A 25,170-nucleotide genomic window follows, 5' to 3' on the forward strand; every position below is an offset into this window, starting at 1 on the left:
TGATCTTGAGCCTCCGGCAGTCCATTGGCTCGAGCCAAGTCAACGTTCAAATAAGTCAACGATTAAGCGCAGTGCGAGAAAGGAACGTCGGTGAGCGATAAGAACGCCCAAGCGTCCACCAACAACTCCGCAGTCCTGATTACTTCAGTGGACCGCGCAGACGATCTACAGGATGTCATTACGGCATTGTCTGAGGCACTGGGTGGGGCACGTTGCCTCCACACTGTCGGTGGGGCTCACGGCGCCACTGTGGATCAGGTTGTTGTGGATCCGGAATCCGCGCTTGACACCATCGTCAGTGCTGTTGAGGACGACCGCGCTGCTAACGAGGGGGCGGCTGTTCTGACCGGCTCCGGCAACCTCGATTTTGACTTCCGCATCGCCACCGTCGCCGGTGCCGGTGTCATCGTTGTCGCTGGTGGCGAGGGCTGTCACACAGAGGCCGCAAAGGCTCGCGTTCGTTTGGCGCTCAGCAGTGCAGCTCAGCGTCACAGCGAGGTACTCGCTGTTGTTCTCACAGGGGAGGAAGCAGTCGAGGCTGCTAAGACTCTCGATCTCGACGTTCCCGTTGTTGCCGTTGACGATGCTGAGGGGCTTCGCAAGGTCGTAAGCCGCGAGGTCACCGCAGTGATGACTCCACAGCGTTTCCAGTGGTGGCTGTTGCAGCGCGCCAAGACTGATAAGCGCCACATTGTGCTGCCAGAGGGGGATGATGACCGCATTCTTGAGGCCGCTGATTACCTCCTGCGCGAGGACATCTGTGAGCTTACTATCCTCGGTGACCCGGATGCTATGAAGGCGCGCGCCGCCGAACTTGGTTTTGACATCGACGCCGCCCATCTCTGGAACCCACAGACCTCCGAATATGTTGAGCAGTTCGCGGAACAGTTCGCAGAGATGCGCAAGGCCAAGGGGGTCACGCTGGAGCAGGCCCGTGAGACGATGCAGGACATCTCCTACTTTGCGACGATGATGATTCACAACGGGCTTGTCGACGGCATGGTGTCCGGTGCAGCCCACACAACTGCGCACACCATTCGTCCGTCCTTGCAAATCATTAAGACCAAGCCGTCGGCTTCCACGGTGTCGTCGCTGTTCCTCATGGTTATGGACAACTCGCTGTGGGGTTTTGCGGACTGTGCGGTGCTGCCGAAGCCGGCTCCGGAACAGCTGGGTGAAATCGCGGTGGTATCCGCCGAGACTGCAGCTTCCTTCGGTATCGACGCCCGCGTCGCCATGCTGAGCTACTCCACTGGGGCATCCGGCACAGGTGAGGATGTTGATCGTGTGAAGGCGGGTCTGGCCAAGGCCAAGGAGCTGGCTCCGGACCTCGCTGTCGATGGTCCGCTGCAGTTCGATGCCGCTATTGACCCGTCTGTGGCTGCGAAGAAGATGCCGGATTCCTCCGTTGCGGGTAAGGCAACTGTTTTCGTGTTCCCGGATTTGGACGCCGGTAACATCGGGTACAAGATTGCCCAGCGCTGTGGTGGTGCGTTGGCAATCGGCCCGATTCTGCAGGGCTTGAACAAGCCGGTCAACGACCTCTCCCGTGGCGCCACGGTGCCGGACATCATCAACACGGTTGCAATTACCGCTATTCAGGCTGGAGGAAACTAATTATTATGTCCCGTCACGTACTTGTTTTGAACTCCGGTTCCTCCTCTATCAAGTTTCAGCTGGTAGATCCGGAGAAGGACTCAACGCAGCCGCCGTATGTCTCCGGTCTGGTGGAGCGCATTGGTGAAGAAGACGGCATTATTAATCTGAAGTTCTCCGGACAGAAGATTGAAATCACCGAGCCTATCGCTGACCACGCCAGTGGCCTTGACCGCGCGTTCGAACTGATGGATGAGCACGGTGTTGGTCCGGAGTCGGTGGATATTGCCGCCGTCGGTCACCGCGTCGTTCACGGTGGTCGCCTGTTCTCTGGACCGGAGCTGATTACCGACGAGATCGTCGGCATGATCCGCGACCTTATTCCGCTGGCGCCGCTGCACAACCCGGCCAATATCGTAGGTATCGAAGAGTCTCGCAAGCTGCTTCCCGACGTGCCGCACGTCGCCGTCTTCGACACTGGTTTCTTCCACACCATGCCGCCAGCTGCTGCTCTGTACCCGCTCAATGCAGAGGTCGCATCGAAGTTTGATATCCGTCGTTACGGCTTCCACGGCACCTCGCATGAGTTTGTTTCCAAGCAGGTGCCGGACCTTCTGAATAAGCCGGCAGAGGAAATCAACCAGATTACGCTGCACCTGGGTAACGGTGCGTCGTGTGCGGCTATCCGAGGTGGCCAGGCGGTGGATACCTCGATGGGGCTGACTCCGCTGGCTGGTCTGATGATGGGCACTCGTACCGGTGACATTGACCCGGGCGTCATCTTCCACCTCTACCGCAACGGCATGAGCATCGATGAGATCGACAATCTGTGCAACCGCCAGTCCGGTTTGAAGGGCGTCTCTGGTGTCAATGACTTCCGAGTCCTGCAGGAGCGCATGGATGACCACGACCCGGATGCTTGGGCTGCATACCAGATGTATGTTCACCAGCTGCGCCGCTACATCGGCTCGTACATGCTGATTCTCGGTCGCCTCGATGCCATCACCTTCACCGCCGGTGTCGGTGAGAACCACGTCGGTATCCGCCGTGATTCGATGGCTGAGCTTGAGAACTTCGGTATCAAAATTGATGACGAGCTCAACTCCCAGCCGAATGACGGCCCACGTCTGATTTCGGCGGATGACTCGAAGGTCAAGGTCTTCGTGGTACCGACCAATGAGGAACTGGCCATTGCCCGCTACGCAATGAGCTTCGTGGACTAGTTCTTTGGACCGGAACCCTGACGAGTAGGCAGGGGCTCCTGTAACCCTCCGTAATCGACGGCTGCTAGATGCCCCATCTGTTGAATCGGCAGCTGTAACTCAACAAAAATGAGCTCGCTCCCACTGCCTTCCAAACTGGAAGAACCTAGTGGGGCGAGCTCATTTTTCACCGCCGGGGCGACTGCGCCTATGCCTCAACAGGCTCAGTCACCCGGTCATCGTTTCAACGCATCAGCGCAGCTAACTACCAGATGTAGACGCCGTCGCCGACCTGCAGGGTATCGAAGTACTTCACAGCATCATCGTGGTTCAGGTGGATGCAGCCGTGGGACATCTGATTAACAGAGCCCTCGTGGAAAGCTTCGCCGTCGTTGGTGAAGTACACCGAGAACGGCATCGGACCGTTGTAAGGACGGGACCACTCATCGCGGACCTTGCGGGTAACGCTCAGGTGGCCGCGGGTGGTTTCGTAACCCGGCATACCGGAGGACATTGGCACCGGACCGTAGGTGATGTTGCCATTTTCCTGCAGCCAGGTCTTCTGGTTAGCCAGGTCAACGCATGCGCGGGCGCTCGGCGGGCACGGGTTGTTTGGCTCTGGGCGTGGTTCAGGGCGTGGCTTCTGCTCTGGCTGTGGAGCAGGGGCAGGCGCCGGCTCAGGCTGCGACGGCTCGTCCTGGCCCCCCAGCAAACCGAAAATCTCGTTGACGACGCGGGTGGCTTCGGCCTTCTGTGCAGCTGGCAACGGCAGGCTGTCGATGGCGTTCAGCAGCTGAGTTTTGACCTTGTCCGCCACCTGCTTGTTGTTTTCAGCGAACTTGAAGTTTTCATTAATCAGAGCGACGACCGAATCCGGCAGCTTCACCGAAGAGGAATCCAGTACCTCAGAGAGCTCAGGGGCAAGGTCGCCCGAATTCAGAGTCGAGATCTCCGGCAGCTTGAGGTCCCGAACACTCTGGCTAAGCGACTGCAGGTCTGGAGAAACCGGCAGGGCAACGGCAGTGCCGGCCCCAATACCAAAGGCGGTGGTGAGGGCTGCAGCGCTGATGATGACGCGCTTAGCGCTGCGGAGAGAGGATTTCGAAGAGGCAAACATAGAGGATATCTTAAACCACGAAAGGCAATTCTCTCTTTATTCACCAATTCTGGGGTGGCGCTCAGGCCCACAACAGCATGTTTGACCAGGTTCGGTAAGGAGCTGTTAGAGAGCTAACGCCAAGTCCGTGGCCGAATGAGATTTGCGATATCCACCAAGTTGTAGCGGTGTCGCGGAAACTGCGAAGAGCGTGCCAGCATCCGTAAGTCTTTTTCCAATCCTTCACGCAGGCCGGCCACGGTAAAGGGCGCATCGAAAAGACCATTGGAGCTAGCTGCATGGTCGAGGTTCGAGCTGCGCAACCAGTTCAGCGCGGACGCCATCACGGCGATGCGCAGCTGTGGCATGCGCGGTTCATTCGTCGGCAGCTCCACCAGACGACGCGCAGCACGGCGAATTCTCGATTCAGTTAACTCGGAGGGCATCCCTGAGGTGAGCATCAGAATCGTCGTCAAACGTGCCATGCGATGGTGACGGGAGTTACCGGGTACGCGGTCAAGCTGGGAGATAGCCATTTCGTGTTGGCGCTCAGAGGCCAGCTGACGAGCTAGCCCGAAGGCGGAGGATACCGTCGTCGGGTTGGCCGCCCACACGACGGCGTAGAGACGCAGGGTGTTGAAACGAATCGTCTGAGGCGACAGGGACTCGCTGGCCCAGGCGGGGGAGAAGATCTCGGGCGTATCGGCAGCGACATTATCCAGCGCGCTGCTCAAGTTCGCGGCGGCGCGGGCGACAGCGGGCTCGAGGAGAGATGCGTTGGCGATGCCCAAGCGCTGTTGAATCAACTCGAGAGTCGCTGCCAGCGCCAACTTCGGGGCGGGCTCGCCGGGCAGCATCGTCAGCACGTGGTGGAACGAGGCGAGGGCATCGTTGAATTGGTCGAGAAGCAAATAAGTCACGCCCTCGTACCAGTGGTAACGCCAATCGCGCTGCAAACGTTCAGAGACATCGCGGAGGCTGTCGCGGGCCTCATCAATTAATCCGAGGTCCAGTTTCGCACGCACGATGCCCAGTGGAATTTCCACGGAAGAGCCATACTCGGGTTCGGACAGCGCATTGGTCAGTGTTTCGATAAGTTCGTTGGGCTCTGTAAACGACGAGGCACTCAAGATGCGCGCACCCGGATCTGTCGGGTTAATCAGTGGTACAGGCAGCGCGAAGGTCACTTCTTGCGGAGTGATTTCCACGCCGCGGGTGATGCCGTCGACAAGCTGATCGGTGCGGAACACCAGGTGCTTGGTGCCGTACGTGGAACGCTGCGGCGAGAAATTCGACACCGCCTGCGGGAATTGCACGCCGTCGCGCACCGCCAGAATCTCGCGCAATACGCCGATGAGCTGCACACTCATCTCTTCGGCAGAACCGAAGCGAGCCTCCGGGTTCTCGTGGCAAGCGCGTAGTAGGAAGCGGTAGAGCGAGTAAAAACGGCGGAATAGAGGCTCTTCGACAGGTGAGGGTAGCCCCGGGTCGTAGACGCCGTTGGTCGCCGGCAACTTCAGAATCAGCGAGGCCAGCGTGCGGCCGACTGTGTAGATATCGCTGGCAATCGTCGGTCCCGTCGTGGCAATCTCCGGCGCCTGGAAACCGGGCGTGCCGTAGATATGGCCGTAGGCGCCGATGCCGGTGACCGCGCCAACGTCGATAAGCGTGACGTGGTCTTCGCTGAGCAGCACGTTGTCCGGCTTCAAATCGTTGTAGACAACGCCGCGCGAGTGCAGGTAATCCAGCGCGGGGAGCAGCTCCAGGATGTAGCCAATCGCTAGGTCACAGGGCATGACGCCGTCTGGGTAGCTCCGTCGCTGCTTGCGTAACGACGGGCCGCCGACGTACTCCATCACAATGAAGCCGGTGGCGCTGTTGGCGTCCGTCTCATCGATGAAGTTGATAATCTTCACAATTCCCGGATGCGAGATTTCCGCGAGGAACTCGCGTTCCGCCTGGACTACGGCGAAATCCTTCTCGTTTTTCGCTGCCATCATGCCCTTGAGCACGACCCAACGATCCGAGACATTGTGGTCAATCGCCAGGTAAATCCAGCCGAGCCCGCCGTGGGCAATTGGGCCTACGATCTCGTACTGATCCGCCACGATATCGCCGGCTTTCAGGCTCGGCGCCGGCTTATTCGTCGCTCGAATCTTCTCATCACTCATTACTGCATCGCGCGGATCCTGCGTTGTGATGTACGGCAGGTGCACCATGCCGTCGGCGACAGTGCGTCCGCGGTGTGCATTCGATCGCCTCCGGCGGAAGTCCTCCAACGCTTTCCGGTGCGAGGCCATCGACGGATCTGGCGTCTGGGCGCCGGGTTGGGTCGTCGCGCTTGACGACGAGCCCCCGCGCCCCAACAATTCGGCGATATCGAACTCTTCGTCATCGTCATCATCGTCCGCAAAAGGGTCGAAGGCGACAGCGGCAGTGCCGGGCTCTTGTTCGTTGTCTTCATCGGCGAATGGGTCGAAGGCGACGGCCTGAGTGGCAGCTGCCTCTGCCTCTGCGTGAGCATCCTCCTGGGGCTCCGGCGTGTACTGGGGATGCTGGGCTTGCTGGGCATGCTCGGAGTACTGGTTTTCGTCGCTCATCGGTTATCCACCTCGCCTTCTGGAGCAGCTTCCGGTGTGGGGGAGATTCCAAGTATGTCTTCGTCGTCGCTGTACTGTGGCGATGGCTGTGTACCGTTTGGCAGGAAGGGGCCGAACCAAGTGTCGTAGAGGGACTGCCAGGTGCCGTCGCTCGCCATACGCTCCAGGGTCGCGTTGATTTGGCGAACTAGGCCTGGGTTCCCCTTGGATACACCGGCCGCGTAGCTTTCCTCGTTCAAGCCCCGCTGGACAATGGCGGTGGCCGGATCTTGGTCGTTGATACCAGCGAGAATGGTGTCATCGGCAACGACAATCTCTGCCTGGCTGTTTTGAAGTGAAATGAGGCAGTCCGACCAGTTACCGACCAACAGCAGCGTATTGTTCGGCGAGAGCCGTCGAATCAAATCCTCGGTAGTGGATCCCCGGGAAACGCAGATGCGACCGTCCTCGACGTCCTCGGGGGAAGCATCGCCACCCGGCGAAGAGACTAGAACTCCAGCTCGTGCTGTCAAATACGGTGTGGAGAACAGCACCCTTTCGCGCCGGGCATCGGTGACCGTCATAGTGCGCAAAACGACATCGACAGTGCCGTCTTCGAGTGCGGCAGTGCGTTCGTTGCTGTCGACGAACCGAAACTCGACAGCATCGGGATTGTCAAAGATGTCCCGGGCAATCTCTTGTGCCAGGGATACTTCAAACCCCGAGAGCTCTCCAGTGCTGAAGTCGCGGAAGCTGAGCAGGTTCAATGATTGGTCAACACCAACGATGATGCGGCCGCGCTGGTAAATCTCCGGGATTCGCTCTTCCGGTGTTTGGTCATCGGGGGCGAGTGTGGACAGATCTGGGGTGTTGGGTTCTGCCGCAGGCTTCCTCGAGGAGGCTTTGTCGTAGAACGCGCCCGGTGGCAGGGGGAAGTCACCGGTGGCCTCCAGGATTGTGCGCGAGTAGGGATCGTCGGCAAGCGAATCGGTCGCGCAGGCACTGACGGTGAGCCCGGCGATGGCGAGTGCACCAAGGACGGCCCTGCGCCGCCAACCGGCGAGACTGTGGAGCGACGGGGAGAACGAAACAATCATAGGTACTCCAGAAGCCGGTGTCGGAAGCCGAAAACAACCAGAACTGCCGCGATGACGGTCAGCGTAACCGTGGCGAGGGACAGTGCCGCGATAGCGCGACGGGATTGGTCGAGGTTCTCACGGGCGGTCAGGCGGGACTCGGCGATGGAATTCTGTAGCGACTCATCGACCTGGTTGAACGCAGTCGCCGACGAGCTGGCATTATCCACATCGGTCGCGATGCGAACCGCACCGGCGTAGTCGCCTGAACTCAAGTGCTCCATCATCAGGTTGTGGCCGGACTCCCAGCTGTAGATACCGTGGATGGCGGCTCTGACATCGTCGTCCGGCGCGTTGGCGTCCACTCTTTCCAGCTCGCCGACCAGGGTGCGCACCGACTGCGAGAAGGACTCCGCATCCGCGGGCTGACGGCGCACTAAGCCGAGGGTTTCGCTGGCGCGTAGCTGCTGGGCATCAATGCGTACTTGGGTTAGGGCATGAACGTCCGGACGCTGCTCTCCGAAGAGGGAGTTAGACTGCCACGGCTGAGTGGTGGCGATTCCCACACCGACAAGTGCGATGGCCATCAGCATGGTTGCACCAAACAGGCCGACGTTGAATAGTCGACCGGTGCGGCGAGTCAGCCACCACTGTGTGATTAGCAGCATCAAAATTGCCGCTGCCAGGCCTGACATCGGGAAAAGAGGTGGTTTCGATAGTTCGCGCTGCTCCTCATTGGTGGTGGTACTGGTGCGTTCGTAGAGCGATTTTGCAGCTGGCAGAATCTGGACCTGCATCAAGTTTGAGGCAGAGGCGAGGTACGCGACACTGACGGGGTTGCCCTGGCGCGCATTCGCGCGAGCTGTCTCGACCATGCCGGTGTAGACCGGCAACAGTCGCTGTACAGTCGCGACATCCTTCATCTCTGGATCATCGACGTTTTCAATGCCCGTAGCTGCGCGGGTAGCGGACATGGATGCTTGTGCGATGACATCGTCGAAGTTGCTGACCAAGTCCTGGCTGCTGTTGAGCGTGCCGCGGGAAAAAGCGGTGTTGGCCGACGCATCGGCAATCGTCAGCGAGGCATAGAGATTCTGCGAGGCATTGGCCATCGGCTCGCTCAGCTGCGAAATGCGGGTGAGCTGCTGCTGGCGTTGCGAGGTTGTTTGCCACATGGATAGGCCGGCGGCCAGGATTGCGACGATGAGGATGAGGGCGACTATGGTCAATCGGCCCGGCGACGTTATCAAAAATGACGCTGACCGGCGCACATACGTGGCCGACGGGCCGAGCTTGTCGTAGAGGCGCTCACCGAGAAAACGTGTCAATCTCCGGTTGCGCGGGCCAATCTCCAGGGCATCCACGCGCAAGTCTGTATCGCGCGGAGAGTCTGCCAGGGCTGTTGGGGTTGCGGCCGTTGATGGTGCCGCGCTCTCGGGAGCCGGGGTGGAGACGGGAGTATCTTTCGATTCCTTTGCCGCCTGAGCCGCAGTGTGTGTGTCTAAGCTTTCGCCACCGGGAGTGGTGCGACCGCTGAAACGAGTTCGGCGTGGAGCGCGATTCTTGCGGTGGAATGGGTTTCGGCTTTTGTCGTGGGCGCGGGAATGAGGCGCACTTGAAGTGGTTTCACCCATGTGCACGTGTCCTTCCGACGTGACCGAAGTCGCCTGCGGCAATCTCTCCGCTCAGAGCAACGTTAGTTCCTTGCAAATCTTAGTCGCTCGGGCTTGTGACGGAAAACACAAGGGTATCTGGCGTAGGGTGGAGACATGCTTCAGGATGGAAATGGTTGGGCGGCCGGCCCCAACGGTACGCGCTGCTGGGGACGCTTCGGAGCTGCAGGGCTGCTGATTGTGAGCCCTCAGCGCACGGTGCTTATGCAGTATCGAGCTGACTGGACATCGTTCCCCCTAACGTGGGGTGTTCCTGGTGGGGCTTGTGATTCTCATGAGACTCCTGAGGCGACCGCGCTGCGTGAAACGGCTGAGGAAACTGGGCTGCTGGAGCATCAGCTTCGCATCCTCGACACGCAGGTCACCACCGGCCCCTTCCCGGCCGATCCGGGCCGCCCCGAGCTCGCCGGCGGCTGGAAGTACCACACGGTTTACGCACTAGCTGCCGAAGAGCTGGAGACGAATCCGAACGAAGAGTCCCTGGAGCTGCGCTGGATTCCGCTTGACGACGTCGATAGCCTCGATCTGCTGCCGCCTTTCGTGGAATCGTGGCCCCGGGTGCGCGCGCACCTCGAGAAATTGCTGGAGGCCCTTGACTAGGTAGCTAAGGCCTGAGGTTTACACCGCCCATTGAGGCTGCACGCTGAGATTGGCACACCAAAGCCGCTCCCCGGCGCGACTTTTAAGTCGGGAGAGCGGCTTGTCTACTTGTTGCTTACTTGGAGTCGGCAACTGCTGCTGCGCCAGCAGCCAGCGCGGTGACGGTCAGGACGGACGGCCATGCGCCAATCTTCTTAGCCAGCGGGTGTGAGAGGCCGAAAGCGCCGAGGTAGGCGGCCACCAGACCAGTGGCTCCCAGGGCGCCGGTCTTTGCGTTCCAGGTGCGTGCTGCATATGCGCCGGCGGCGCCCAAGATGACGCCACCGAGCGGGCGAATGCCTGTTTCGCGAGCGGTGAGCCAGCCGCCGATGAGGCCGGTGGCCACCAATGGAGCGGTCTTTACGTCTTTTGCCTTCTTCAAAGTAATAGCCATGAGCATCATCGTACCTAGTAAGAAGGGTTTAGCGGCGCGCTTTTAGAACGGCTCCTGGCGGCGCTGGTGCTCCTCAACATAGCTTTCCGAGTGCTCCGCCAGCTTCAGCAGCGAAGGCAGTGCCTTAATTAGCGCACGCACGTCCTTTTGCGACATCGTCCGCACAATTTCGTACACCAGCGCACCCCAGTGGTCGATAAGCTGCTCCAGCAGGGTCTCGCCATCGCTGGAGACATAGAGGTTCTGCGCACGGCGATCCTTTGCATTGTTCTCGCGTTCAATTAGCCCGTTGTCGAGTAGACGGCGGACTGTTGCCGAAACGTTGGACGGGCGCAGGAAACGCAGGCGTGCAATGTCGGATACGCCGCAGCCCGGGTGGGTCGAAATAAAGTGCAGTACTTCCATTTCCGACTGGGAAATGTCCATCCTGGCATTCGGGCGCTCACCGAGGCGGCGAGTCGACGCAAGGAAGTCATACAGGCCGATGGAAATCTTCTGCACGCTTTCGCGCAGGGATTCATCGGACTCAGTTGAGTCATCCGCGGTGGGGAAGCCGCTCGCTGGCTCCGGGGTAGTGGTGCGCTGAGGGGAGCGTGCAGAAGTCATGATCTTCCTTCCCGACGTAATGAATTGATGTTCTGAATAAACACCTTATATCGTCGAAATAACTTTCTGTGGTGAAAATTTGTAGATTGAACAAAAAGTTAGGCTCATAAGTGTTGTGCGGGTGCTTTATCGCCCATTTCTGCCCCTGATTTTAGGGGCTGGCAGCAAGAACTCCGCTTTACGACGGCCCCAGCGACACCCCCTAGAAGGAACTAGGCCTACGCGGTTTTCCGCCGCGTTTATCTACACTTCGTAATCCACAATCACCGGAGCATGGTCGGATGCGCCTTTGCCCTGACGCTCTTCGATGTCGATGAATCCGGCGGACGCCTTTGCCGCGAGGGTGGGGGAGGCGAGCTGGAAGTCGATGCGCATGCCCTCATCCTTGAAAAAGCGGCCGGCCTTGTAATCCCAGTAGGTCCACTGGTTTGGAGTGAAATGGCGAGTTACTTCCTTCATACCCGCCTGCTCCAGCGCATAGAAAGCTGCGCGTTCAGGTGGTGTGACATGTGTTTTCCCCGCGAAGGCTGCCATTGACCAGACATCGCCGTCGGTCGGGGCGATGTTGAAGTCGCCGCCCATCATGAAGGTGGCCTCCGGGTCGTCGTCAAGCGTGGCGATGATGTGCTGACGGAGCCGCTCCAAAAATTCGAGCTTGTACTCGAAGTGCGGGTCGGTGATGTCGCGGCCGTTCGGGATGTAGAGGCTGTGGATGCGCACGCCAGCGCAGGTAGCAGCGATATGGCGGGCCTCCAATGTGGGAGTTGCGTCGGGGTCCTTGTTGAAACCGGGCTGACCGGGGAACCCTGCCTGGATGTCCTCAAGGCCGACGCGGGAGATGATGGCAACGCCATTCCACTGATTCAGGCCGTGGTGGGCGACTTGGTATCCCAGCTCTTCAAAAGCAGCGGTGGGGAATTGGTCGTCCCTGCACTTGGTTTCCTGGACGGCCAGGACATCAATGTCATTCCGGCGCAGCATTTCCACCATTCGGTCGAGGCGGGTTCGAGCCGAATTGACGTTCCAGACACAGATTCGCATATCAACGATTGTAAAAGGGGAACGAAACGGCGGCCTCATGCGTTGAATAAAGCAGTGACAAAATAGGCGGACAAAAGCGGACTAGGTGGGCGGAAGCCCGGTAGGAAAGGGAGTTTCGAGGTTGGCTAACTGGGACGATCGCCGTTACGGCGGCGAGTACAGTCCGGCGGATTACCTGAGTAGTAGTGGCAGGAATGCTTATCGGGAGCACGACACATATGCGGCGTACGGTGCGGCAATGCCGTATCAGGATGTGCCATATCCGGTAGCAAACATTCCGGTCGGCTACGAGAGCGGGTACCCCGCTAGCTACGGGGTGTCTTCCTTCGGTGAGCTCAGCACTAACCCCAAAGTTGCACCGCTGACCGCTCAAATGGCAGTACACCTGGGCTTCGACCCCAATCTGGCCAATGCCCCTGTGGTGCGTCGTGGTGGTGCGCTGCTGGTGGATTCTGTCATCTACACTGCGTTGATTGCCTTTATTGCAGTTCTCGCTAGCATCGCGGGGACATCCGACAGCGGCGTAATGGTGATGCTGATCAGCCTCTTCCTCGGTCCCGGTGGTTTTTACCTCTACCGCGTGGCGGGAGACTCCATCTTCGACGGTTCTCCGGGTAAGCACGCCATGGGCATGAAAATTGAAGGTGCACACGGGATGCCAGTTTCAGCCCGCGATGGTTTTGTGCGCAATGCCTGGATTCTGCCGTCGATGATTCCGGTCGCCGGTTGGTTTGTCTCTGCGGGCCTGGCTGGCTGGATTGCGATGGCTGCCTCACGCGATCCGCTGGGGCGAGGGCGCCATGAACTCTCGGTTCGCACCCGAGTGGTGGAAAAGCCGGAGACGCGCGAGCTGCAGCGCGGACAGCGCCGCATGGACAATCGCATGGACAACAAGGAGCAGCAGGGCAAGCAGCTGAAGCGGACTAAACGGGTTAAGCGCGGGAAGTAGGGCGATCAGGGCGAGCAGGGCAGGGCCGAAACGTAAGCCCCCGGCCCCTAAGCCCCTGTCAGCTCCGCGTAGCGGTGCCGGTGGTGCTCGGTAAAACCGAGCGTCCGGTACAGCGCAATGCCAGCCTCATTCGAGCCCAATACCTGCAGATATGCCGAATCTGCCCCGTGCTGCGCACCCCAGTGCATCATCTGAATTCCCAGTAGGGTGCCAAGTCCTCGGCGGCGCATATCGGCTGCGACTTCCACGGCGGAGAATCCAAGCCACACGCGGCCGTCCTCCGATTCGGTCAGCGTGCCGCGCGTAATAGCTACTGTGCGCATGCCCTCAGGTGCACTGTCGTCAGGGACTTGGAGCCGACCGAAACACATACGGCCGTCAATTTCATTGCGCAGGAACTGCAGCGCATGCTCGGGCAGTGTAGTGCCGCGGAAGTGGTAGAGCTCCAGCCAGTCGTCGTCAGGCTGATCAGCGATGTCCACCTGCACGTCTGCCAACTCGGCGCTGTTCGGTTCAGTTGCCAACTCAGCGGGCGGCAAGTCCCCATCGAGGGAGCGCGTCATAACCACAATGTCCGGCCCGACCGTCCACTCCGGCCCTGCGACCAGTGCCTGTGCAGGCTTGGCGATCCGATCCGGAACCGCAATCCGCACCGGCAAATCATGGGAATCGTAAAACGACTTAATTTTCTCCAGCGGCACCGGCTGAGTGCTGGCTCCGGGCTCGAGCGGCAGTGCGGAGTTGGAACGCTCCGTGATGCCGTCGCCCGCACGCAGCAGCCAGCCCGACTCCACCACGTGCGCGATACCCGGGAAGGCCTTCGCTGTCGCAGTTTCCACGGCGCGAATATCCGAATTGCGCACCGGATGATCGGGGAGGGCCTTCACAATCAAAATGTGCTTATCGCTAAAGTCCACTGCTGCCACGGACTCGTCGGCACGCACGCCGGCGCGAAGCTGCGGACGCACGACGAACGGATCCATACTGAGCACGTGCCCAATGACGTCCGTAGTCTTCTTGCCGCTGGCCATTGCCTCTTCATCGGTCAGCGCGCGCCGCACAATGACACGACGTCCCACCGCCACTTCACCGACACCCCAACGGGAAATCGGTAGCTTCTGTGCTGCATTTTCGCTTGCCGACGACTCCAATTGCCTATCCGCCACGATCTAATCCTCGTGGCCGAACGGATCCGGATCCACGCCCGGCATCCAGGTCAGGCCGCCCTCGGTCCAACCGGCGCGCTTGATTTCCTTCTTGGCCATGCGCTTCCAACGACCGGTGAGGCAATCGGTGTAGAGGAACCCGTCCAGGTGGCCGACCTCGTGCTGCATGCAGCGGGCGAAGAAACCGGTGGCCTCGATGCGAACCTCTTCGCCGTTTTCATCCAGACCGGTGACGACAGCCTTCTCCGCGCGGTTGGTGGGGAAGGACAGGCCGGGTACAGAGAGGCAGCCTTCGTCATCGGAGCCGTCGTCGTTAGGCATGGTCTTCGGGATTTCACTGGTGGTCAGCACCGGATTGATGACGCAGCCGCGGTGCCAGACATCGTCGTCATCGGGGCAGTTGTAGACGAACAGGCGCTTGCCGACACCCACCTGGTTGGCAGCCAGCCCCACACCGTGGGCGCGGTCCATGGTTTCGTACATGTCCTCGATGAGCTCGCGCAGCTCGGAGACATCCTCGGTCACCGGCTGGGTAGGAGTGTGGAGAACGGGGTCTCCGGCAATCACAATGGGACGGATAGTCATGCCGCTGATTCTACTCGGCGTCCATGTTTTCTAAATCGCCTGGTGATGTCCGAGTTGTGTCAGGGAGTTGTAGGTGGGGCGTAGGTGAGGCTGGGTGGCTAGATCTGACGATGTATCTTCACTAAGTATCTGCATAGACAGTGTCGTGCAGAATAGAGGATCAGGGCGAGCGAGAAGGAAAGCGGGGTGCGGAAAGTGGTGAGCAAGGAGCCCATAGGTGGCAGCCACGAACCTGAGGCCGAGCGGCGGCTTGACTCATCCGAGCATCTCGGACTCGTGGGTGATACCAGCGGCATTGAACCCGTTTTGGCTCAGAAAATGCTGGATTTTGAGAAAGAATGGCTGAAAGTTGCCCGCCGTGGACCGCGTATGGCCGGTGCGCGACAGGAGGCAATTCGACGTCGCTTTGCCGAGGACTTCGGCAACAACACAATCCGCTACCACCAGGTACTTTCGCGACTTCTCGACTCTCCAGCAGCCGAAGCAGCCGAACCCGTGTTGGTTCATCGGCTGCGCGCCGTGCGGGACAACCACGACGCATAAGGTTCAAGTTTCACTTCACGGTTCGGCGGCAGAACATATAGGATGTGGGATGTGTCTGACCAACTAAACCCTCAGAATTCGCCGCGTCCGGGCCGTCATCGACTCGATGACGACTACGACGACTTCGATGAGTACAGCGATTACGCGGAGGCTCCCGCCGCTGGCGGCGCTCACGCGTACTCCGAGCCGTCGGATGCTCAACACGCAGCTCCCAGATCTGCGGCCCCGGCCGCTGGCGCAGCCGCTGCTGGTGCTACCGCTGCCGCCACTACCGGTGCTGGCTCTCGGGCTGCTGCTAGTAATTCCGCAGCTGCTGATGGTGCTGATGACGGCGACATCGGCGACGGTGCCGGTGATGGCCGCTACATGCGCGTTCTCGCTATCGTGCTGCTCGCTATCGGCGTGTGCCTGGTCGCCTACGGTGCCTACGCACTCAGCACGCGTGGCGACGATGCTGAGAACACCGGCCCGAATGACACCTCGGCATCCGCTCCGGCTGACTCTGGTGCGCCTGCTGAATCGGCCAACGGCAGGGATCCGGCAAAGGATGGTGCTGCTGGAGATGCTGACGGCGAGGTCCTGCCGCCACCGGCAAATGAGCCAGGCAAACCGGTTCCTCCCGCGGAGAATCCGCCGGCACAGGATGAGGCCAACGAAGCGCCACAGATTGACCGCAAGACTGTCAAGGTCAGTGTCCTGAACAACTCTGAGGTCGTGGGCCTTGCCGATGACCTGTCCAAGCAGATGGGCGAGCAGGGATGGGGTGCCGGCGAGACCGGCAACGCTCCTGAAGAGAAGATGGGTGTGTGGGAGAAGACCACCGTCTACTTCGACCCGAGGAACGAAGAGGAAAAGGCCGCTGCTGAGCAGATTGCGCACGACAACGGTTGGGAAGCCGCACCTCGCGATGACCGTCTCCGGGACGCTCCGGCGGGAATCGTCGTGGTCGCCACTGACCCGGCTCACTAGACTCCCGGCCCACCGGACTTCGGTCTCTCACTTAGGTCTGCGGCCTAAGCGTCAAGACCTGCCGCCGTGGTACGAAGCCCCCCCATAGCTTCCCAAGCCCCGCGTAAGCCACACATTTCATGGCCTACGCGGGGCTTTTGCATATTTTGCAGTCTCAAACAGATCACGGCTGAAAAAGGGGTACTAGTATTCTGCTAGTAGCCAGTGAGGTCTGTGAGGTTTTTATGTTCGCCGTAATGCGTCGTCGCGTTGCTGTCGCCACCGCGTTGGGTTGTGCTGCAACACTGTTGGTTTCCTGCTCAGGGGTTGAATCCAGCAGTGACAAAGACGGGAACGCGGACGCGTCGTCAAGCACTGCGCCCGTGAGCGTAGATCCGGCTGCACCGAAGCTGACCGAGCGAGTCAGCGCCTATAACTTCATCCGCACAAACGACGACGGATCAATGAAAATGCTGGCAACTGTCCAGGTTATGAGCGCCAAGGGGTGGATGGGCCTTTCCGACGAAAAAGGTCAGTTCACTACCTTGGATAAGGGTAAGTACACAGTGCAGGCGCGCGGTGCATCTGGCTGCAGTGGCATAGGCAGTCCCGCAGCTGAGGGGTTAGGTGTCATCGGCGAAGTGCACGTCGATGACAAACGGAATGCAGATGTCTGGAACGTTCCGTCCAAGGTGGATGAAGACAGTTTCACCACAGTTGCGCTTGTCGATTCCAACGGTGACCTTGCTTCCTGCGCAAAAACCGTCACCTGGACGGAGCCAACTGAGGAAAACGACTCCTAGTGTGAAAAAATAGCGGTATGACTGAGCAATTTTCCGGATCGGCGCAGCCATCTCTGGGAGTGGAATGGGAAGTGGCGTTCGTTGACCGACGAACGCGCGACACCGCCCCCGCTGCCGCCGAGGTGCTCGACATCATCGATGCGGAGCATCCCGGACATGGGCTCCAGCGCGAGTTCCTCGCCAACACTGTAGAGCTCGTCACCGGTGTGCACATGAACGTGCCCGATGCCGTAGCGGAGCTCCAAAGCCAGCTGGATATGGTTCTCGACGCCGCTGACCGCGTTGGGGTGGATGTGTGGTCATCGGGCTCGCATCCGTTCGCCCGCGGTACTGCTCAGCAGGTCAGTGCCAAGGGGCACTACTCCGAAATCATCAACCGCACTCAGTGGTGGGGGAACCAGATGATTATCTGGGGAGTCCACGTCCACGTAGGCATTAAAGACTCCGAACGCGTTTGGCCGATTATTCAGGCTCTGGCAACGAAGCTGCCGCACATGTTGGCGCTGTCTGCCTCCTCACCGGCCTGGAACGGCGAGGACATGGGTTACGCTTCCAACCGAAGCCTGCTCTACCAGCAGCTTCCCACCGCGGGTCAGCCGCCGGCGATTTACACCTGGCCCGAGTGGGAGTCCTACATGCACGACCAGTCCCGCTCCGGCGTCATCAACCACACCGGCTCGATGCACTTGGACATCCGCCCGGCATCAAAGTACGGCACCGTTGAGATTCGTGTCGCCGACGCCACCTCTAACCTGCAGGAACTCGCCGCTATCGTGGCATTGACGCACTGCCTGACGGTTTACTACGACCGCATGTGGGAGGCTGGCGAGGAACTACCGTCACTGCAGTCCTGGCACATCGCCGAAAACAAGTGGCGCGCCGCTCGCTATGGGATGGACGCGCTGGTCATCGTCAATCGCGATACCGACGAGCGGTGGGTTCGCGATGAACTCTGTGAGCTTGTGGTTCAGCTCGCCCCGCTTGCCGACGAACTGGGCTGCCGAGCCGAACTGGAATTCATCAACAACATCGTGGAAATGGGCGCGGCATACGAGCGTCAGCGCACTGTGGCGGATGCGGCCGGGGCGCTGCCTTCGATGGCTACCGAGGACGACGTACGGGCGAACGAAGAGCGCATTGGCCACACCCCGTGGCGGGCCGCTGTGGATCTTGCAGTGCAGGAACTGCGCGCCGGGCATCCGATAGCGCCTGCAGATTTCCACGAGCAGGTGAGCGACTAGCCGTCGTTAAGCGGTGTGTGCCTAGACAAAAATAGTGACTAGGCTTATAGCACTTTTGAGGTGCATAAACCTAGTCACTTTGTCATAAACTCAGCCAGTAACTTAAGGCCATTGTCCTCTCGTTATTCCCGGCTGTCATCGCGGGCCAGACTGTCCTCGTCGACGAGCCTCTCCTTGAACGCCTCGTGGCCAACGCGGTTACTAACAATCGGCGATGTACCCAGAGCAAACAGGATAATCAGGGTCAACAGAGCCAAGTCACTGCTAGTAGTTGTGTGAGCTGACGCGTGCGTGGCGACGTGCACAAGCGAGCCCGACAGCGTCAAAATTAGCCCCAGTGTTTGTGGCTTGGAGGATGCGTGCATCCGACTGATGGTGTCGCGGAAGCGTATCAATCCCACGGACGCTGCAACGCACAGTAGCATTCCGGTGAGAATGAGTGTGATGGCGATAATGTCTGCCACGAGAATCATCTGGACTCTCCCTTCACTGTTTTCGGAGCCGTTGTCGGTGTTGCCTTAGGCGCCGCTTTCTGTGCGGTTTTCTTTGTGGCGACCTTTCCGGCTGCTTTCGCCGCACCCTTCCGGGAGCTCTTTGCGGGCTGCTTTCCGTCATCCGGAACACGGAACTTGGCAACCGCCAGCGAAGACAGGAAACCGAGCAGCGCAATGATGAGCATTGGGTAGACCACCGAAGTGTCCAGGCTCCAGGCCATGAACGCAGCGAGCATGCCCTGCAGCATTGCAGTCGTCGACTCCAGCGCCACCAGGCGGTCCAGTGAGTTTGGACCGGCAATCATGTGCCCGAGGGTAATCATCACCGCAATGAAATAGCCTGCGGCAGCCACTCCGAGCAGAGTGTTAAAAACTTCCGGGTTCATCGGCTACTCCTTTTGCTGCTCTTCTCGCCGCTCTTGTCGCCGCTCACTTGGTTGTCGCTTGGCACCGACTTGGTCGGTTGCTCGTTGACATCGCGGTTTTCGAACGCTCGAATAACCCGACGCTCGATTCGAGTCAGCTGGTTGATTTGCTCGGCCACCTTGCTCGTCGACGACGCGTCGAGAATGTGCATGGTCAGCGTCTTTTCCCGCTTGTCGATGTCCACGATGATTCCGCCCGGCTGCAAGTTAATCAGTGCCATTGCAGTCGTGAGCGAAATATCGTCATTGGTGCGCATAGGGACCTTAATGATGGCCGTCGGTGGTGGATCAGCTCGTCGGATGGCCAGCCAGGAGACACTGATTGAGGCCTTCACAAAGTCGATTGTCCAGGAACCGAACAGTCGCACCATGCCACCGAAGTTGATATCCAGCGCGCTGTTTGGCGGGATAGGCATGGCGAGGTTGAGCAACGTGGCTACCAGAATCCCCGAAAGCACATTGGCAAATGTCACTTCGCCCCACAGCATGACCCAAATAATCAGTGTGAACAGGAACAGCAGGATTGAAATACGAGGTGGTCGTTTTGCGGCCACCTTAGCGCGCGCTTTACTCATGAGCTTTCACCTGCTCCTTCCAGCGTGCTGGTGGCATGTTCGGTCACCGGATCCGACTTCCACGGGCTCTTGGTGCGGCCAGGGTTTTCCAACTGCTCCAGGCCCTTGTCATCGGCCGAGTCGATACCGAGAACTGCCGCGCGGTACTCATCGACATTCGCGACATTGCTTGCCGCTGAGGTCGCCACATTGGACAGTGGACCGGCCAAAACAGTGACGCCCACGGAGGCAATCACCAGCAGGGCCGTCGGCATCACCATGCCGAGTGGCATCCTGCCGACGTCGTCACGCTCTGAGATAGCAACCATCTGAGTTTTTTCCCGAAGTGTGGCTGGGTGTGCCAGCACGGTGTCGCCCTCGGGGGCATCGGAACGGTCGCGCCAGAATGCCTTCGACCAGACGAGAATCATGGTGTAGAGAGTCAGCAGGCTGGTGATGATAGATCCCGCAACCAGGATCCACGCGGTGGCGGATCCGTTGTGCGCACCGGCCTCAATCAGCATGACCTTGCCCAGGAAGCCCGAGAACGGCGGGATACCACCGAGGTTGAGCGCGGGGACCAGGTATAGCAGCGCCAGCAGCGGCGACGACTTGGCCAGACCGCCCAGACTGCGCAGGGAGGACGAGCCCGCCTGGCGTTCGATAAGCCCGACCACCAGGAACAGCGCCGTCTGCACCAGAATGTGGTGGACGATGTAGAAGATGGCGCCGCCGAGGCCCAGCGTATTGCCGACGGCAATACCGAAGATCATGTAACCGATATGGGACACCAGCGTAAATGACAAGAGACGTTTGATGTCATTTTGGGCCATGGCACCGAGAATGCCCATGAGCATTGTCGCCAGGCCGGCCCACATCAGGACGTCGTCAAGCCTGCCGTCGGGGAAAACGACACTGCGCGTGCGGATGATTGCGTAGACACCCACCTTCGTCAGCAGACCCGCGAAGACCGCGGTGACCATCGACGGTGCGGTGGGGTAGGAGTCCGGCAGCCATGCCGACAGCGGGAACACCGCCGCTTTCACTGCGAAGGCGACGAGCAGCACTGCGAAGATTGCGGTGCGGGTGCCGTCGGGGATGGCTTCCATGCGCAGGGAAATGTGCGCGAAGTTCACCGTGCCGACCGCCTGATAAACCAGGCCAATCGCCAGCAGGAACACCATCGAGGACAGCATGTTGACCATCACATACGACACGCCTGCGCGAATGCGTGACGACGATGCCCCCAAGGTGAGCAGCACGTAGGAGGCTACGAGCAGAACCTCGAAACCGACATACATGTTGAACAGGTCGCCAGCCAGGAAGGCCATTGAGACACCCATGTTGAGCAGCATGTACGTCGGAACGAAGACGGAGATGGGCTCGTCTTCATCGCCATCGCTAATGCCCTGGCCGATGCCGAACCACATCACGGCGAAGAGGACGAGCTGCGAGACAGTAATCATCAACACTGCGAGGTTGTCGGCCACGAGTGTGATGCCGATTGGTGCGTCCCAGCCGCCAACCTGGACCGTGTGGATGCCGTGGGCATAAATCAGGTACACCAAGGCGCTGGCGACTCCCAGCAGGCTGCCGAGTGAAAACAGCGCGATCGCCTGCTGTGCTTTGGGAAAACGTGCCAGCAGCAGAGCAATTGCGGCGGTGGCGGCGGGGACGATGATAGGCAGCGGAATGAGTGCCAGAATTAGTTGCTCAGTCATCATCGTCGTCACCTCCTGGGGTGTTTGATGGTGGGGTCACGGGCTTTTCGAAACTGACCGGACCGAAGTTATCTCCGGCCTCCGTGGGACGACCGGTGGTGGGGTCGTCGGACTTGTCGTGATCCGGAGCAGCCGACGGGTCGCTGGCGCGACGCAGTGCCAGGTTGCGGTCCTCGTGGTCATCCTGCACGTGATCGCCGATGTGGTAGCGGTGCTGGCGATAGAGCAGAGCCAACAGGAAGGCGGTCATGCCCATAGAGATAACAATCGCGGTGAGGATAAAGGCCTGGGGCAGCGAGTCCGCCTGAGCATCGCTGACTAGCGATTCCCTATCCCAAATCGGTGGGCGCCCCGGCGAACCAGAGCCAAGCAGGATGAGCAGGTTGATACCGTTGCCCATCAGCAACAGTCCCATGAGCATCCTGGTCAACGAACGATCGAGGAACAGGTACACCCCGGCGGCGATCAGCGTGCCGACAGTAGCCAGCAGAACAAAATTGAGAATCACTGGTGAGTGTCCTTTCCTTCGGTCCTAGCTGGGGCGGTCGGTTGTGATGCCTCTGACTCGGTGGTGTTGGTCGCAGTCCGTGCATCTGCCGCTGTTTTGGCGCCTGCAGTCTTGGCACTTGCAGGCTTGGCACCGGTTGGCTTCGCACTTGCAGTCTTGGCGCCTGCGGACTTAACACCTGCGGGCTTAGCCGCCGCCAACTTGCTGCGCAGCTGGCGGGACTGGCCGAGTGCGGCTCGATTCACACGACGTGAACGATCACGCTCAGCGCGAAGGTTTATCTGAGCGTCGATGCCACCGCCCAAACTGCGCAGGATGTAGACAATCGTGCTAACCACGATCATGTATACGCCCAGGTCAAAGAGCATCGGGGAGACAACAGTGACATCTCCGAGCAGCGGAATTTCCCGCGAGCCATACGTAGAAGTTAGCGGTGCCCACCCCACAAACAGTGGCCACAACGCGCTGAGTGCCGACACCAGCAAACCGCCGCCGAGAAGCATCTCGTTAGGAATCGGCAGAGTTGCCGCCAACTCACGACGACCACCGATGAGATAACGCATGGTCAGTGCCAGCGCAGCCACGAGACCACCGGCGAAGCCACCGCCGACATCGTTATGGCCGGCAAAAAAGAGATAGAAGGAAACCACCATCATGGCGGGGAAGAGCACGCGCGATGCCACCAGCACCATGATCGGGTAGCGCAACCGCTCGGCTTCACCGGACTCATCGAGAGTGTTCAACCAACGGTTGGTGCGGCGAGCTCGATTCCGCTGCGGCTTAATCTTTGAACGCATATGCATGGTATGCGTGCGGAAGACCAGTGAGGTAATCCCCAGAGCCACCATCACCAGCACGGTGATTTCACCGAAGGTGTCCCAGGCGCGGATGTCGACAAGCAGTACGTTGACTGCATTCTGGCCGTGTCCAATATCGTGCGCCAGCGGCGGAATGTCGCCCGAGATTGGCTCAGTACGACGGGAGCCCATGGCGTAGGCGGCCAACACGGGAACCGTGACACCGACTGCAATGGCCAACCAAGCACGGTGTCGTGTCCACCTCGGGTTCGATGCCGGTGCCCGCGGGGAGAGCGTACGCAACACCAACACGAAAATAATCATTGAGACCGTCTCGACCAGCAGCTGCGTCAGGGCCAAGTCAGGAGCGCCGTACATGGCGAAAATAATGGCCAAGCCGTAGCCTGTCACGCCTACCAGGATGACCCCGGAAAGCCTGTTCTTCTGCCGGGTAGCGGCCAGCGCCGCGATAATCATGATGAGCGCAACTGCACCCTGCGGAGCAGAGCCCCACAGTTCCATTCGCAGCTCATCGCGCTCGCCGAGCAACAACGCACCGATGGACAGCACGATGAGGGTCAGCAAAATGACCGCTTCATTCAACGGGAGGGAACCACGCTGGGTCGCAGCAGTGACACGGAGAGAAAGACGGCGGGCCAAGTCCAGGATTCCGTCGTAAAGCGCATCGGCACTACCGAGAGCCGGCTGATCAAACTGCAGCTGACGCACCAGATTACGCTGCCAATGCATGATGGCACCCACGAGTAGAATTGTGGCCGTCAGTGCCAGCGGAAGGGTGAATCCGTGCCAGAGCGCCAGGTGCGTTTCTGCTTCCGTATTCGGGAATGCGCTGGTGAGGTAGGGCGAGATAATCGAGTCGAGGACGCGGGGAACCAGGCCGAAAACCAAACCTGCCAGCGCCAACAGCCAAGCCGGGCCAATCTGATCCCACGTCGGGGAATCCATCTCTGCCACGGCAGGGGAAGTGCCACCGCCGCTGGCGGGGGTGCTGGACTTGGTCGCAAACGCGGCGCGCAGCAGGTACAGCGAGTACGCTACGGTCAGAATCGAACCCACGACGAGGCCAATGGTGGTAAACACCGACGGCATCCCATGCAGCGGATCAGCATTGAGCGTGGCCTCCAGCGCAGCTTCCTTGGCGACGAAGCCGAAGAACGGCGGCACACCCATCATCGATGCAGCGGCGAGAATCGAAATCACCAGCAACTGCGGCGACTTTCTACCGAGCCCAGAGAGCTCACGGATATCGCGCGTACCAGTCAGCCTGTCAATTGTGCCCGCGACCATAAACAGCGCGGCCTTGAACATGGCATGGCCGAGCGTCAGTGCCAGGGCTGCCAGCATCGTCGCACGCGTGCCTATCGACGCGACTGTGATGATGAATCCCAACTGGCTGACAGTGCCATACGCCATAATCAGCTTGAGATCCTTCTGGCGCAGGGCCATCCAGCCGGCCATGATCATGGTCAAGAGGCCGAGCGGGATGATGATTGGCTGCCACGCGTTGGTGTCATTGAAGGTCGGCGCGAGCCGGGCAACCAGGAACACACCGGCTTTGACCATCGCTGCCGAATGCAGGAAGGAAGAAACCGGGGTAGGGGCGGCCATTGCACCGGGTAGCCAGAAGTGGAAGGGCGCGATAGCGGACTTCGACAGCGCACCAACGACCAGCAGGATTGCGGCCGTGGATACTGCCGTGGAGTCCAGCTGTGCCGCTGTCAGAGCGCCAGGCGCGGTGAGTTCGGAGAAGTTCCAGAAACCGGTGGTCACTCCCATCAGAACGATACCGACCAGCATGATGAGGCCACCCAGCGTCGTGACCAGGAGCGCCTGGCCTGCTGCGCGACGGGAGGAGGCGCGCTCGGCGTAGTAGCCCACCAGGAGGAAGGACAGAACCGAGGTAATTTCCCAGAAGACGAACATCAGCATGATGCTGTCGCTGATGACCAGGCCGTACATCGCCGCAGCGAAGGCGATCATTTGGGCTGCGAAGGAACCTACGCGGCGACGTTTGCCGAGTGGCGGGTTGATGAAGTAACCGGAGCAGTACACCAGTACGAGAAAGCCGATGGTCAAAACCAGCGTGCCGAAGAGCGATTCAATAGGACCTAATCGCAGGTTTACATCCAAGTGGATAATGGGCATCCACGAAAAATGCGTGACGGCGGGGTGCGTGAGTGCGGAAGTTTCCCCGTTGCCATTGTCTAGAGCTAAGCGAACGAGATGGGTGCCGGTGTAGATGGCACCGCCTGCCAGCGGGAGGCTGAGTACGAGGAACCCGCGGGTTCCGAGCCACTTAATCGTCCATGGTGCAAGCGCTGCCGTAACGAACAGGATGCACAGGAGAGAAGTCACTATTCCATAATGATTGGAACACGCCAGTTCATGCAACCCCGTTTTAGGGACTTAAGCATTTGAAGCGGTGTTAACCGAGTGTGTGAAAACGGTCAATTGTTTCTGGGAAAGTGAAAATTTGGGGGTGAGTTGTGGGGGGGCGGAAGTTGGGCATTTTT

General features: G+C 59.7%; 23 protein-coding genes. 8 read left to right on the forward strand and 15 right to left on the reverse strand.

Features of this window, described 5'->3' with window-relative positions; translation table 11 throughout:
- Window positions 1-291 precede the first annotated feature (291 nt).
- Window positions 292-1,617 carry a phosphate acetyltransferase gene (gene pta / locus QKE19_RS03615; RefSeq protein WP_224783755.1) on the forward strand — a complete coding sequence of 442 codons (1,326 nt, stop codon included), beginning with the start codon at window positions 292-294 and terminating at the stop codon, window positions 1,615-1,617.
- A 5-nt stretch (window positions 1,618-1,622) separates the two neighbouring features.
- The gene (locus QKE19_RS03620; RefSeq protein WP_049193781.1) at window positions 1,623-2,819 is read left to right on the forward strand and encodes an acetate kinase; all 1,197 of its coding nucleotides are present in this window, start codon (window positions 1,623-1,625) and stop codon (window positions 2,817-2,819) included.
- Window positions 2,820-3,063: 244 nt separating this feature from the next.
- Here QKE19_RS03620 and QKE19_RS03625 read toward each other — a convergent pair whose 3' ends face one another.
- From QKE19_RS03625 to QKE19_RS03640, 4 genes are all read right to left on the reverse strand, one after another.
- Complete coding sequence (locus tag QKE19_RS03625) at window positions 3,064-3,915, reverse strand: L,D-transpeptidase (RefSeq protein WP_016421524.1); 852 nt, start codon at window positions 3,913-3,915, stop codon at window positions 3,064-3,066.
- A 113-nt stretch (window positions 3,916-4,028) separates the two neighbouring features.
- Window positions 4,029-6,494 (reverse strand): tetratricopeptide repeat protein, encoded by a 2,466-nt coding sequence (locus tag QKE19_RS03630; protein WP_347890385.1) that lies wholly within the window; start codon window positions 6,492-6,494, stop codon window positions 4,029-4,031.
- Window positions 6,491-7,570 carry a glutamate ABC transporter substrate-binding protein gene (locus QKE19_RS03635; RefSeq protein ID WP_347890386.1) on the reverse strand — a complete coding sequence of 360 codons (1,080 nt, stop codon included), beginning with the start codon at window positions 7,568-7,570 and terminating at the stop codon, window positions 6,491-6,493. The genes QKE19_RS03630 and QKE19_RS03635 overlap by 4 nt, the downstream gene beginning before the upstream one ends.
- A complete protein-coding gene (locus tag QKE19_RS03640) occupies window positions 7,567-9,183 on the reverse strand; it encodes a hypothetical protein (protein ID WP_070858960.1) in 1,617 nt (538 codons plus the stop codon). Before QKE19_RS03640 ends, QKE19_RS03635 begins: the two co-directional genes overlap by 4 nt.
- Window positions 9,184-9,318: 135 nt before the next feature.
- Between QKE19_RS03640 and QKE19_RS03645 the strand changes: the two genes are divergently transcribed.
- Window positions 9,319-9,822, forward strand: a complete 504-nt coding sequence (locus tag QKE19_RS03645; RefSeq protein WP_070858961.1) for an NUDIX hydrolase — start codon at window positions 9,319-9,321, stop codon at window positions 9,820-9,822.
- Between the two features lie 115 nt (window positions 9,823-9,937).
- Here QKE19_RS03645 and QKE19_RS03650 read toward each other — a convergent pair whose 3' ends face one another.
- The 3 genes from QKE19_RS03650 to QKE19_RS03660 all read right to left on the reverse strand — a co-directional run bounded on the left by QKE19_RS03650 (window position 9,938) and on the right by QKE19_RS03660 (window position 11,902).
- Entirely contained in the window at window positions 9,938-10,255 is a 318-nt protein-coding gene (locus QKE19_RS03650) for a hypothetical protein (RefSeq protein ID WP_172620224.1), read from the reverse strand.
- 42 nt (window positions 10,256-10,297) lie between these two features.
- Window positions 10,298-10,861: a MarR family winged helix-turn-helix transcriptional regulator gene (locus QKE19_RS03655; protein WP_016421518.1), complete on the reverse strand. Its 564-nt coding sequence runs from the start codon at window positions 10,859-10,861 to the stop codon at window positions 10,298-10,300.
- Between the two features lie 243 nt (window positions 10,862-11,104).
- A complete protein-coding gene (locus tag QKE19_RS03660) occupies window positions 11,105-11,902 on the reverse strand; it encodes an exodeoxyribonuclease III (RefSeq protein WP_347890388.1) in 798 nt (265 codons plus the stop codon).
- 121 nt (window positions 11,903-12,023) lie between these two features.
- On the opposite strand from QKE19_RS03660, the gene QKE19_RS03665 reads away from it, so the two are divergent.
- Entirely contained in the window at window positions 12,024-12,851 is an 828-nt protein-coding gene (locus tag QKE19_RS03665; RefSeq protein WP_347890389.1) for an RDD family protein, read from the forward strand.
- 47 nt (window positions 12,852-12,898) lie between these two features.
- Here the strand turns inward: QKE19_RS03665 and QKE19_RS03670 are convergent, their stop codons facing one another.
- Together QKE19_RS03670 and QKE19_RS03675 are read right to left on the reverse strand one after the other, a co-directional pair.
- The gene (locus QKE19_RS03670) at window positions 12,899-14,017 is read right to left on the reverse strand and encodes a GNAT family N-acetyltransferase (protein ID WP_347890390.1); all 1,119 of its coding nucleotides are present in this window, start codon (window positions 14,015-14,017) and stop codon (window positions 12,899-12,901) included.
- Window positions 14,018-14,020: 3 nt separating this feature from the next.
- Window positions 14,021-14,602: a peptide deformylase gene (locus tag QKE19_RS03675; RefSeq protein ID WP_069358948.1), complete on the reverse strand. Its 582-nt coding sequence runs from the start codon at window positions 14,600-14,602 to the stop codon at window positions 14,021-14,023.
- A gap of 198 nt (window positions 14,603-14,800) precedes the next feature.
- On the opposite strand from QKE19_RS03675, the gene QKE19_RS03680 reads away from it, so the two are divergent.
- The 4 genes from QKE19_RS03680 (at window position 14,801) to QKE19_RS03695 (ending at window position 18,137) form a co-directional block, all read left to right on the forward strand.
- Window positions 14,801-15,145, forward strand: coding sequence for a DUF3263 domain-containing protein (locus QKE19_RS03680; RefSeq protein ID WP_239392993.1), 345 nt, complete (start codon window positions 14,801-14,803; stop codon window positions 15,143-15,145).
- Window positions 15,146-15,187: 42 nt separating this feature from the next.
- Window positions 15,188-16,114, forward strand: a complete 927-nt coding sequence (locus QKE19_RS03685; protein WP_239392994.1) for a LytR C-terminal domain-containing protein — start codon at window positions 15,188-15,190, stop codon at window positions 16,112-16,114.
- 224 nt (window positions 16,115-16,338) lie between these two features.
- Window positions 16,339-16,896: a hypothetical protein gene (locus QKE19_RS03690; RefSeq protein ID WP_070549995.1), complete on the forward strand. Its 558-nt coding sequence runs from the start codon at window positions 16,339-16,341 to the stop codon at window positions 16,894-16,896.
- Between the two features lie 17 nt (window positions 16,897-16,913).
- The gene (locus tag QKE19_RS03695; RefSeq protein WP_149420812.1) at window positions 16,914-18,137 is read left to right on the forward strand and encodes a glutamate--cysteine ligase; all 1,224 of its coding nucleotides are present in this window, start codon (window positions 16,914-16,916) and stop codon (window positions 18,135-18,137) included.
- A 122-nt stretch (window positions 18,138-18,259) separates the two neighbouring features.
- Here the strand turns inward: QKE19_RS03695 and QKE19_RS03700 are convergent, their stop codons facing one another.
- The 6 genes from QKE19_RS03700 to QKE19_RS03725 are packed head-to-tail and all read right to left on the reverse strand — an operon-like array spanning window position 18,260 to window position 25,012.
- Window positions 18,260-18,610 (reverse strand): monovalent cation/H(+) antiporter subunit G, encoded by a 351-nt coding sequence (locus QKE19_RS03700; protein ID WP_016421509.1) that lies wholly within the window; start codon window positions 18,608-18,610, stop codon window positions 18,260-18,262.
- The gene (locus QKE19_RS03705) at window positions 18,607-19,017 is read right to left on the reverse strand and encodes a monovalent cation/H+ antiporter complex subunit F (RefSeq protein ID WP_347890392.1); all 411 of its coding nucleotides are present in this window, start codon (window positions 19,015-19,017) and stop codon (window positions 18,607-18,609) included. The genes QKE19_RS03700 and QKE19_RS03705 overlap by 4 nt, the downstream gene beginning before the upstream one ends.
- On the reverse strand, window positions 19,014-19,631 hold the full coding sequence (locus tag QKE19_RS03710; RefSeq protein ID WP_347890393.1) for a Na+/H+ antiporter subunit E: 618 nt from the start codon (window positions 19,629-19,631) through the stop codon (window positions 19,014-19,016). Before QKE19_RS03710 ends, QKE19_RS03705 begins: the two co-directional genes overlap by 4 nt.
- On the reverse strand, window positions 19,628-21,334 hold the full coding sequence (locus tag QKE19_RS03715) for a Na+/H+ antiporter subunit D (RefSeq protein WP_347890394.1): 1,707 nt from the start codon (window positions 21,332-21,334) through the stop codon (window positions 19,628-19,630). Before QKE19_RS03715 ends, QKE19_RS03710 begins: the two co-directional genes overlap by 4 nt.
- A complete protein-coding gene (locus tag QKE19_RS03720; RefSeq protein WP_126108204.1) occupies window positions 21,324-21,839 on the reverse strand; it encodes a Na(+)/H(+) antiporter subunit C in 516 nt (171 codons plus the stop codon). The genes QKE19_RS03715 and QKE19_RS03720 overlap by 11 nt, the downstream gene beginning before the upstream one ends.
- The gene (locus QKE19_RS03725; protein WP_347890396.1) at window positions 21,836-25,012 is read right to left on the reverse strand and encodes a Na+/H+ antiporter subunit A; all 3,177 of its coding nucleotides are present in this window, start codon (window positions 25,010-25,012) and stop codon (window positions 21,836-21,838) included. The genes QKE19_RS03720 and QKE19_RS03725 overlap by 4 nt, the downstream gene beginning before the upstream one ends.
- Between the last annotated feature and the right edge of the window lie 158 nt (window positions 25,013-25,170).

The organism is Corynebacterium sp. c8Ua_99 (assembly GCF_039907185.1).
Taxonomy (GTDB): domain Bacteria; phylum Actinomycetota; class Actinomycetes; order Mycobacteriales; family Mycobacteriaceae; genus Corynebacterium; species Corynebacterium jeikeium_D.